The following is a 9,864-nucleotide window of genomic DNA, read 5'->3' on the forward strand; positions in this document are numbered from 1 at the left end:
GTGGCGCGACGCGGTCGCGCGCGACCTCGGCGAGGCCGGGGTGACCGTGGTCGGCACGGCGGGCGACGGCGCCAAGGCGCTGCGGATCGCCCCGGCGACCCGGCCCACCCTGGCCATCGTCGACCTGCACCTGCCGGACATGACGGGGGTCGAGCTGACGGCGGGCCTGACCGCCCTGGCCGAGCCGCCCCGGGTGCTGGTGCTGTCGGCCAGCGGGGCCGGGGACGACGTGCTGGCCGCCGTGAAGGCCGGGGCCACCGGCTACCTGGTCAAGTCGGCGGGCCGCGACGAACTCCTGGACGCGGTCCGGCGGGTGCACCGGGGCGAGGCCGTCTACACCGCGGGCCTGGCCGGGCTGGTGCTGGGCGAGTACCGCAGGCTCTCGTCCGCGCGCGAGCGCGACGAGGAGGACGGGACCCCCGCGCTGACCCCGCGCGAGACCGAGGTGCTGCGCCTGGTCGCCAAGGGGCTGGCCTACAAGCAGATCGCGGAGCGGCTGTCGATCGCCCACCGCACGGTGCAGAACCACGTGCAGAACACCCTCACCAAACTGCACCTGCACAACCGGGTCGAACTGGTGCGCTACGCCATCGACCGCGGCCTCGACGACTGACCCCGGCGCGGGGGTCGCGGAGCCCCTCGCCGGGGCGCGAAACGGTGAGGGAGGCCTGTTCCGGACGTACCGCGGGGTAGTTCGGACGCTGTTCACCGGCCCGGGTTGGCCAGGGATCGCCCGTACCACTATGGTCTAGACCATATGGCGCCAAGCGCCGTGGAACCCACTACGTCGAGGAGATTCGTATGCGCGTCGGGGTGCTGACCGGTGGCGGCGACTGCCCTGGTCTGAACGCGGTCATCCGGGCCGTGGTCCGCAAGGGCATCAAGGACTACGGCTACGAGTTCATCGGCTTCCGGGACGGCTGGCGCGGCCCCCTGGAGGGCGACACCATGCCCCTGGACATCGAGGCGGTGCGCGGCATCCTCCCGCGCGGCGGCACCATCCTGGGCTCCTCCCGCACCAACCTCATGAAGATCGAGGGCGGCGTCGAGCGCGTCAAGGACAACATGGCCGGGCTGGGCGTCGACGCCCTGGTCGCCATCGGCGGCGAGGACACGCTGGGCGTGGCCCGCCAGCTCCACGACCGCGGCGTCAACGTGGTGGGCGTGCCCAAGACCATCGACAACGACCTCAACGCCACGGACTACACCTTCGGGTTCGACACGGCCGTCAACATCGCCATGGAGGCGATCGACCGCCTGCACACCACGGCGGAGTCGCACCACCGCGCCCTGGTCGTGGAGGTCATGGGCCGCCACGCCGGGTGGATCGCCCTGCACTCGGGCATGGCCGCCGGCGCCAACGTCATCCTCATCCCCGAGCGCCCCTTCGACATCGACGAGGTCGTCGCGCACGTCGAGAGCCGCTTCCGCACCCAGTACGCGCCGATCATCGTGGTCGCCGAGGGCGCGCACCCCAAGGAGGGGCAGATGGAGCTCGCCACCGGCGAGAAGGACTCCTTCGGCCACGTGCGCCTGGGCGGCATCGGCCAGACCCTCGCCGACGAGATCGAGCGGCGCACCGGCAAGGAGGCGCGTTCGGTGGTCCTGGGCCACGTGCAGCGCGGCGGCACCCCGACCGCGTTCGACCGCGTGCTCGCCACCCGCCTGGGCGTCAACGCCATCGAGGCCGTGCACGACAAGTCGTTCGGCAAGATGGTCGGCCTCCAGGGCACCGACATCGTCCGGGTGGACCTGGCCGAGGCGACCGACACCCTCAAGACGGTCCCGGCCGAGCGCTACGCCGAGGCCGAGGTCTTCTTCGGCTAGACCCAAGGGTCTGGGGACGCGGCGGAACACGCGTCCTCGCTCCGTCCGCCCCCTCCTGTGGCTCCCGGGAGGGGGCGGACGCGTTCGCGCCCCTTGACGCGCCCCTAGGAGAGCGCGGGTTCGCCGACCCGGACGGCGCAGGGGCAGTCGAAGGCCCCCTCGGGGTGCCGGCCCGCGTCCGGGGCCACTCCGCGCACCCGGTGGATCTCACGCACCGTGACCGTGCGCGGGACGAAGACCTCCCAGCCCCGCGGGTCCGGCAGCGCCCGCACGATCCGCACCGCCTCCCCCGCGGTGACCCGCAGCGGCCGGCTCGCGTGGTGTCCGACGGTCACCGGCTGGTCGTCGTCGAGCCGGATGTGCACCGCGACGAACCGGCGGTGGTCGTCCTCACGTGCGAGTTCCCGCAGCCACTGGTGGGTGAGCGTGTAGCAGGGCAGTACCGGGAAGCAGTACACGCCGCGTCCCGCGCCGCGGCCGCGGCCCGCCGCGCGGACCCCCGAGCGGCGCAGTCGCACGGTGTTCGCGGCGGGGGTGAGGTGGACGAACAAGGCCATGCCGCGATCCTAGGTTTCCCCCGGTGGATACGCACGGTGGCCACCCGGGTGCGTCGTCTTCCGTCCAGACCGAAATATGGATGGAGCGGTGGGGAGGATGTTCGATACTGGTAGAAGTACGGCGATGGGCGATCCCGGTTTCCCGCCACCGCCGGTCCGAACACGAGCAACCGGGCACCCACGCATGTCTATCCGGAGGTAGCACCCATGTCCGCGTCGCTTGAGTCCGCGCCGGTCCCCGTCGGCGGCACCGGAGACGGGCTGGGCGAACTCTGCGTGCTCATGAAGCTCGGCGAGATCGTCCTCAAGGGCTCCAACCGCAAGCTGTTCGAGCGCCGCCTGCACAACAACATCCGCTCGTCCGTCCGCGACCTGGGCGAGATCCGCGTCTCCCAGCGCGGCTCCGGCGTGATCATCGTGCGCAAGCCCGGGGCCTCCGACCTGGAGGTCGCCGAGATCGCCGACCGCATGGCCAACGTCATGGGCGTCGTCTGGGTGCACCTGGTGCGCCGGGTGCCCAAGGACCTGGCCACGGTCACCGACGTGGCCGTGCGCTCCATGGAGGGCCGCGAGGGCAGCTTCGCGGTGCGCGCCCGCCGCCGCGACAAGCGGTTCGAGATGACCTCCTCGGAGCTGGCCGGGTACCTGGGCTCGGAGATCGTCAAGGCGCACGGCTACCCCGTGAACCTCAAGCGCCCCGACAACACCCTGTACATCGAGGTGGACAAGGACGAGGCGTTCATCTTCACCGACGGCATCCCCGGCCAGGGCGGGCTGCCCGCCGGGATGAGCGGCCGCGGCCTGGTCCTGATGTCGGGCGGCATCGACTCGCCGGTGGCCGCGCACCGGATGATCCGGCGCGGACTCAAGGTGGACTTCCTGCACTTCTCCGGGATGCCGTTCACCGGCCCCGAGTCGATCTACAAGGCCTACAGCCTGGTCCGCCAGCTGGACCGCTACCAGGTGGGGTCGCGCCTGTTCGTGATCCCCTTCGGCAAGGCCCAGCAGCAGCTGAAGAGCTCCGGGATCGAGCGGCTGCAGATCGTCGCCCAGCGGCGCCTCATGCTCAAGACCGCCGAGGTGCTCGCCGACGACCTGAAGGCCGAGTGCCTGATCACCGGCGACGCGCTGGGCCAGGTCTCCAGCCAGACCATGACCAACCTGACGGCGCTGGACGACGCGGTGGACCTGCCGATCCTGCGCCCGCTGATCGGCATGGACAAGACCGAGATCATGGACCAGGCCCGAAAGATCGGGACCCTGTCCATCTCGGAGCTGCCCGACGAGGACTGCTGCACCATGCTGACCCCGCGCCAGGTGGAGACCGCGGCCAAGATCCCGGACCTGCGCCAGATCGAGAAGCGCCTGGACGCCGAGGAGCTCGCCGAGTACCTGGTGACGACCGCCCAGATGCACAAGCCCAGCTTCCTGGGCGACGCCGCCCCGGCCCGGCTGGAGCCCGCCAGGGCCGCCACCGTCAAGGTCTGACGGCCCCGGCTTGCTTCAGGCCGCCGCCTCGCTTCGGCCTGTGCGAGGACGCCCGGGGAACGGGGACCTTCGGCCCTCGACACGACGGGGCCCGCGCGGAGATGCTCCGGGCGGGCCCCGTCGTCGTGGCCGCGGGTGTCGCGCGTCTCAGATACCGGCGAGCTCGTGGCCGGGCGCCGGGGTGAGCGTGCGCCCGGTGAGCGCCGCCAGGGTCCCGGCGAGGTCGCGCAGCTCGGCCAGGTCCTCCTGGACCAGGGCCTGCGGGCCGTCGCACAGGGCGGTCTCCGGGTGCGGGTGGACGTCGACGATGACGCCGTCGGCGCCGACCGCGACGGCGGCCCGCGACAGCGGCAGCACCAGGGAGCGCTTGCCGCCGGAGTGGGACGGGTCGACGATCACCGGCAGGTGGGACAGGCTCTGCGCGACCGGGACGGCGCTGATGTCCAGGGTGTTGCGGGTGGCCTTCTCGAAGGTGCGGATGCCGCGCTCGCACAGGACGATGTCGAGGTTGCCCTGCTGGGCGATGTACTCGGCGGCCATCAGCCACTCCTCGATGGTGGCGCTCATGCCGCGCTTGAGCAGCACCGGCTTGCCCGCGGCGCCCGCCGCCTGGAGCAGGGCGAAGTTCTGCATGTTGCGGGTGCCGATCTGGAGCATGTCGGCGTAGGAGGCGACCAGCTCGACGTCGGCGGCGTCGACGACCTCGGTGACGATCGGCATCCCGGTCTCCTCGCGGACGTCGGCGAGGATCCTCAGGCCGGCCTCGCCCAGCCCCTGGAAGGCGTACGGGGAGGTGCGGGGCTTGTAGGCGCCGCCGCGCAGCAGGGACGCGCCGGCCTCCAGGGCCATCCGGGCCGCGGCCAGGGTCTGCTCGGGGGTCTCCACCGCGCACGGGCCCGCGATGACGGTGACGTTGTCGCCGCCGATCGGCACCCCGCGGACGCTGACGACGGTGCGGCTGTCGTGGTTCTCCCGGCTGACCAGCTTGTAGGGGGCGGAGATGCGCAGGACGTCGGCGACGCCGGGCTTGGCGGCCAGCCCCAGGTCCTGGAAGCGCTCTACATCGCCGACGAGGCCGATGATGGTGCGGCTGACGCCGCGGGTGACGTAGGCCTCGCCGCCGGAGGAGGCGACCAGTTCGACGATCGCGTCGATATCGCCGGAGGTGGCGCCCGGTGCCATCACGATGACCATGTGGATTTCCCTGCCTGTCGTTGGGTGTGGTGCGGGAGAGCCGTGGCCCGGTGCGCGGTGCCGGAACACAAAGAGCCCCGGGCCGCTACCGGCCCGGGGCTCCTGTCGTCTGTGTCAGCGCAGCGCTTTACAGGCGACCGGGGTGTAGGGCCGGTAGCCATAAAAGCGCCAGAAGTTCCGCTGCATGGCTGTGACTATAGCGCACGGTCGTGGCGCCGTCGCACAGCAGGGGCGCGTGACCTACCTCTCGTTGACACCTGGCAGGATGGCCGTTGGACGAGAGGAACGGGGGGTTCGGGTGTCCGAGTCAGCGCAGGGCCCGGGTGATCAAGGCGATCGGGGCGACCGGCGGCTGCCGCCCGGACAGGCCGTGCGGACCGCCCGGCACCGGGGCCTGCACTACGGTCCGGTGCCCGCCTTCCGCCCGGAGAAGTGGGACTTCCGGGTCATGGGGGCGACCGAGGACCTGGGGTCGTACCGGTGGACCTGGCCGGAGTTCGTCGGCCTGCCCCGGACCGACGGGGTGAGCGACTTCCACTGTGTGATGCGGTTCAGCGTGCCCGACGTGCGCTGGTCGGGGGTGCGCGCCCTGGACCTGGTGGCGCTGGCCCCGCCCGCGCCCGAGGTGACGCACGTGATGGTGTGGGGCGAGTACGGGTACAGCGCGAACCTGCGCCTGGACGACTTCCTGCGCGAGGACGTGCTGCTGGCCACCCACCGGGACGGCGCCCCGCTGCCCGCGGAGAACGGCCACCCGCTGCGGCTGGTCGTGCCGCACCTGTACGGGTGGAAGAGCGTCAAGTGGCTGCGGGCGGTGGAGTACATGACCGCGGACCGGCGGGGGTTCTGGGAGGAGCGCGGCTACCACAACCGGGCCGAGGCCTGGCGCGAGCAGCGGTTCTCCCACCAGGAGGAGCCCGGGGAGGGCCCGCCGCCGGCCTGAGCCGGGCCGGTGGCCGGTGTGTCGGCCGGGGGCGGGCGCCCGGCAGCGCAGGCGCTCAGCGGGGCAGGCGCATCTCCACCTCGGTGCCCTGGCCCGGGGCCGAGAAGACCTCGACCGTGCCGCCCAGGTCGCGCAGGCGCCCGCGCACGGACTGGGCGACGCCCAGCCGCCCCTGTCGGCCCGCCTCCTCCAGGCGGCCCGGGGGGATCCCGGGGCCCTCGTCGCGGACCGTGACGGTGACGGCGTCCTCCTCGTCCTCCACCAGGATCCAGGCCCGGGTGCCGGGCGGGCAGTGGAGCTCGACGTTGGCCAGCGCCGCCTCGACCGCGGCCAGCAGCTCGGCCGCGACGCGTCCGGGCAGCGGCACCGGGGTGGCCGGGGCCGACACCGACACCCGCACCGACTCCAGGCGGCGCAGGGGGTCGCGCAGGTCGATCGCGGTGTCGGCCGCCGGGTTCCCGAGGTCCCCCGGGCCCGGCGCCGGGGCGGCGCGCACCGCGCCCGGGTCGGCCGGGACCTCGGTGAGGTCGGTGAGCCCGTCGGTGATCATGGCGCGCAGCCGGACCTCCTGCTCCCCCGCCAGGCGCCCGAGTTCGGCGGCCTCTCCCCCGGCCTCGGCGCCGCGGCGGCTCACCAGCGTGAGCACCTGGAGCACCGAGTCGTGGATGGAGCGGGCCAGCTGCTCGCGTTCGCGCAGGCGCGCCTCCAGGGCCACCGCCCGGGCGAACCTCTCCTCGGCCTGCCCGGCCACCCGCGCCATGTAGCCGACCGCCAGTCCGGCCAGCAGGAGCAGGACCACGCCGCGGGCCGTGGCCGGGGTGATCGGGGCGTCCATGATGACGCGCAGGGTGAGGTCGGCGACGCCGTACAGCACGGCCACGACGCCCGCGCCCCGGCGCCCCCAGGCGACCCCGGCGGCCAGCGCCGCGCCGGCGAACCAGTAGCCGCTCAGCGGCGGCGCCTGGGTGAGGTAGAAGGGCGTGGCGGCCACGGCGGTGGCGAACAGGCAGGTGAAGGCCACCGCCAGGTCGGCCAGGACCAGCCGCCGGGTGCGCAGCTCCGGGCGGGCGTAGGCGGAGGAGGCCACCACCGTCCAGGCCGCCATCGCGACCAGGACCGTCCAGCCCAGCCAGGGGCGGGTCAGGTGCTCGTGGTGCTGGACGAGCAGCAGCAGGGAGTAGACCAGGGCGGCGGCGCGGAACAGCGAGATGCCGCGCCACAGGGGGATGTCGAAGCCCAGGGCTCAGACCACCGCCCCGTTGTCCGGGCCGTTGTCGCCCGGCGGCCTGCCGTCGGTCATCCGCAGGATGAGGATGACGAACCCGACCAGGAACGCCACCACCGCCATGAACATCAGCCAGTTGGGCAGGGTCAGCCCCAGGAAGGCGGCGCCGAACACCAGGGCCGGGCCGCCCAGCAGGCCGGCCCAGGCCGCGATGCCCAGCCGGTCGCCCTGGAGCAGCGGCGGCGGGGGCGGGGGCTCGTAGTGGCCCTCCAGCTCGTCCTCGGCGCGGCGCAGGGCCTCTTCGTCGTCGTCCTCGTCGTCGGTGTCCCCGGCGAGGATGTCCCCCAGCGTCGGCGTCTCCGACCTCCCGCGGGGCGCGGAGGGACCGACGTTCTCGGCGTCGGGCCACCGGGCGCCGCGGGAGGTCGGAGCGTCGTCGTCGTAGAAGCGGGCGACGAGGTCGTTCCACACCTCGTCCTCGTCGGCGGACTGCGCCGGGGGCGCGTCCGGGTCGACGTTCTCCGGCGGGCCGTCCAGCAGGTCGCCGCCGAGGACGGCCGGGTCCTGGCCCTCGCCCTCGGCGTCCTCCCGGAGCTCCTCGTTCTCCGGGACCGAGCGCACCCCCAGCTCGGGCAGTTCGGTGCCCAGGACCTGCTCGGCCGCGATGCGCTCCTGCGCGTCCACGTACAGGTGGTCGGTGGGCGGATCGTCCTCGTCGCCGCCGGGGGGCTCCAGCACGTCCTCGGCCAGCGGCACCGCGTAGGCCGCGATACCGCTGCGCCGCAGCGCCTCCAGCATCAGGTCGGCGTGCGTGGGCGCGAGCAGGATCAGGGGCACGTAGGCGTCGGCGAGCAGGCCGTTACCCCGACGTTGCGTCATCGGTCGGCTCCTTCCCCGCTTCTGGCGTGGGCCCGCACGAAGGCGAGGCTTCCGTCGAAGATGTCGGCGGCGTCATGGTCGAGGGTCGCCACGTGGTAGCTGTCGTGGAGCAGGTGGATCGTCAGCCGGGTGTTGACCGCTCTCTTAGCGAGGATACGCAGACTGCGCGGTCCGACAACGTGGTCCTGCGGACTCCGGTAGGCCAGAATCGGCGCGCGCAAACCGGACATGCCCGCCTGAACGGTACGCCACAGCTTCGGGAGTGTCGCGGCGGCCGCGGTGGGGACCCGGTCGTAGCCGCCCTCGCCGGCGCCGACGTCGTCCTTGGCGATGTCGCTCTCCAGGCCGGGGGTGAAGGGCAGGATGCGGGCCGCCAGGTTCCGGAACGGGGCGATGACCGGCAGCCGCGGGTCCTCGACCGCCAGCGAGGGGTTGACCAGGACCAGGCCGCGCACCAGGTCCGGGTGCTCCTGGGCCAGGCGCAGGGACAGCGCGCCGCCCATGGACAGGCCCATGACGAAGACCTCCGAGCAGCGCGAGGACAGCTCCAGCAGCGCCCGCTCGACCTCCGCGTACCAGTCGTCGCTGGAGGTCAGGGCCATGTCGGTCCAGACGGTGCCGTGGCCCGGCAGCCGGGGCAGCTCCACGCTCAGGCCCGCCGCGGCCAGGTGGTCGGCCCAGGGGCGCATGGAGCGGGGGGACCCGGTGAACCCGTGGCACAGCAGGACACCCACCTCGGAGCCGTGGTGGCTGAAGGGCTCCGCCCCGGGGATCAGCACGGTGTCTTCGGTCGGTCTCACGGGACTTCCCCCAGGGATGTGTACGGCGCCGCGGCGCGCGTGACAGGACGACGGGTGCCGCGGCGGACACCCCGGCCTCACAGCCGTGAGGCTAACCGTTCCACGGACCGTTTGTCATGGGTGGGCACGCATGTTCCGGTCTCGTCCCCAAAGAGGGGTGTCGCGCATCACGTGGCATGAACTGAGTATCCTCATCGCAGTGCTGGCCGAGCGGGACAGCGGATCGCGGCAGACCCTGCCCGGAGCTCCCCGCGTGTGCAGGGGTGATCCGAAGAGATGTTCTACTGGGTGGTCAAGGCGATTCTGGGGCCGATCCTGGCCGTGCTGTGGCAGCCCCGCGCCGAGGGTGTGGAGAACGTACCGCGCCGCGGAGCCGCCCTCATGGTGGGCAACCACCTGTCGTTCTCCGACCATTTCTTCGGGCCGCTGCCGCTGCCGCGCAAGATCACGTTCCTGGCCAAGGCGGAGTACTTCACGGGGACCGGGGTCAAGGGGCTGGCCAGCCGGGCGTTCTTCTCCGGTGTGGGGCAGATCCCCATCGACCGCTCCGGCGGCAAGGCCAGCGAGGCGGCGCTGCGCACCGGGCTCAAGGTGCTCAAGCGCGGCGACCTGCTGGGCATCTACCCCGAGGGCACCCGCTCCCCCGACGGCCGCCTGTACCGGGGCCGCACCGGTGTGGCGCGCATCGCGCTGGAGGCGCGGGTCCCGGTGGTGCCGATGGCGATGATCAACGCCGACAAGATCATGCCCCCCGGGCGCACCGTCCCCAAGCTGGGCATCCGCCCGGTGGTGAAGTTCGGCAAGGCCCTGGACTTCTCGCGGTACTACGGCATGGAGAAGGACCAGCGGGTCCTGCGCGCCGTCACCGACGAGATCATGTACGCGCTCATGGAGCTGTCCGGCCAGGAGTACGTGGACCGCTACGCGCAGGCGGTCAAGGCCGAGCTCGAA

The 9,864-nt window shown here is 72.7% G+C and carries 10 protein-coding genes; 5 read left to right on the plus strand and 5 right to left on the minus strand.

The genetic code is table 11. From position 1 onward, the window contains the following. Both ACJOT3_RS27755 and ACJOT3_RS27760 read left to right on the plus strand, forming a co-directional pair. Positions 1-613 (plus strand): LuxR C-terminal-related transcriptional regulator (locus ACJOT3_RS27755; RefSeq protein WP_406976070.1); only part of this gene is annotated, 613 nt, incomplete at its 5' end. A gap of 188 nt (positions 614-801) precedes the next feature. Next, a complete protein-coding gene (locus ACJOT3_RS27760) occupies positions 802-1,827 on the plus strand; it encodes a 6-phosphofructokinase (protein ID WP_406976071.1) in 1,026 nt (341 codons plus the stop codon). A gap of 104 nt (positions 1,828-1,931) precedes the next feature. Here the strand turns inward: ACJOT3_RS27760 and ACJOT3_RS27765 are convergent, their stop codons facing one another. After that, the gene (locus ACJOT3_RS27765) at positions 1,932-2,384 is read right to left on the minus strand and encodes a hypothetical protein (protein ID WP_406976072.1); all 453 of its coding nucleotides are present in this window, start codon (positions 2,382-2,384) and stop codon (positions 1,932-1,934) included. A gap of 207 nt (positions 2,385-2,591) precedes the next feature. On the opposite strand from ACJOT3_RS27765, the gene thiI reads away from it, so the two are divergent. Further along, on the plus strand, positions 2,592-3,872 hold the full coding sequence (gene thiI / locus ACJOT3_RS27770) for a tRNA uracil 4-sulfurtransferase ThiI (protein WP_406976073.1): 1,281 nt from the start codon (positions 2,592-2,594) through the stop codon (positions 3,870-3,872). A 147-nt stretch (positions 3,873-4,019) separates the two neighbouring features. On the opposite strand, the gene aroF is transcribed toward thiI, so the two are convergent. Beyond that, positions 4,020-5,066: a 3-deoxy-7-phosphoheptulonate synthase gene (gene aroF / locus ACJOT3_RS27775; protein WP_406976074.1), complete on the minus strand. Its 1,047-nt coding sequence runs from the start codon at positions 5,064-5,066 to the stop codon at positions 4,020-4,022. 298 nt (positions 5,067-5,364) lie between these two features. Between aroF and ACJOT3_RS27780 the strand changes: the two genes are divergently transcribed. Then, the gene (locus tag ACJOT3_RS27780; RefSeq protein WP_406976075.1) at positions 5,365-6,009 is read left to right on the plus strand and encodes a molybdopterin-dependent oxidoreductase; all 645 of its coding nucleotides are present in this window, start codon (positions 5,365-5,367) and stop codon (positions 6,007-6,009) included. A 55-nt stretch (positions 6,010-6,064) separates the two neighbouring features. On the opposite strand, the gene macS is transcribed toward ACJOT3_RS27780, so the two are convergent. The 3 genes from macS to ACJOT3_RS27795 are packed head-to-tail and all read right to left on the minus strand — an operon-like array spanning position 6,065 to position 8,913. Continuing rightward, on the minus strand, positions 6,065-7,249 hold the full coding sequence (gene macS / locus ACJOT3_RS27785) for a MacS family sensor histidine kinase (RefSeq protein ID WP_406976079.1): 1,185 nt from the start codon (positions 7,247-7,249) through the stop codon (positions 6,065-6,067). Between the two features lie 3 nt (positions 7,250-7,252). Continuing rightward, positions 7,253-8,113: a hypothetical protein gene (locus tag ACJOT3_RS27790; RefSeq protein ID WP_406976076.1), complete on the minus strand. Its 861-nt coding sequence runs from the start codon at positions 8,111-8,113 to the stop codon at positions 7,253-7,255. Then, entirely contained in the window at positions 8,110-8,913 is an 804-nt protein-coding gene (locus ACJOT3_RS27795) for an alpha/beta hydrolase (RefSeq protein WP_406976077.1), read from the minus strand. The genes ACJOT3_RS27790 and ACJOT3_RS27795 overlap by 4 nt, the downstream gene beginning before the upstream one ends. A 276-nt stretch (positions 8,914-9,189) precedes the next feature. Between ACJOT3_RS27795 and ACJOT3_RS27800 the strand changes: the two genes are divergently transcribed. Continuing rightward, a partial coding sequence (locus ACJOT3_RS27800) for a lysophospholipid acyltransferase family protein (RefSeq protein ID WP_406976078.1) occupies positions 9,190-9,864 on the plus strand: 675 nt, incomplete at its 3' end.

This window comes from Nocardiopsis protaetiae (assembly GCF_045446735.1).
In the GTDB taxonomy this organism is placed as follows: Bacteria; Actinomycetota; Actinomycetes; order Streptosporangiales; family Streptosporangiaceae; genus Nocardiopsis; species Nocardiopsis protaetiae.

What these genes read in the sequence shown, in the direction of transcription:
- aroF (WP_406976074.1), bottom strand. Translation starts at nt 5,066, where the DNA reads ATGGTCATCGTGATGGCACCGGGCGCCACCTCCGGCGATATCGACGCG.
- ACJOT3_RS27765 (WP_406976072.1), bottom strand. Translation starts at nt 2,384, where the DNA reads ATGGCCTTGTTCGTCCACCTCACCCCCGCCGCGAACACCGTGCGACTG.
- ACJOT3_RS27760 (WP_406976071.1), top strand. Translation starts at nt 802, where the DNA reads ATGCGCGTCGGGGTGCTGACCGGTGGCGGCGACTGCCCTGGTCTGAAC.
- ACJOT3_RS27790 (WP_406976076.1), bottom strand. Translation starts at nt 8,113, where the DNA reads ATGACGCAACGTCGGGGTAACGGCCTGCTCGCCGACGCCTACGTGCCC.
- thiI (WP_406976073.1), top strand. Translation starts at nt 2,592, where the DNA reads ATGTCCGCGTCGCTTGAGTCCGCGCCGGTCCCCGTCGGCGGCACCGGA.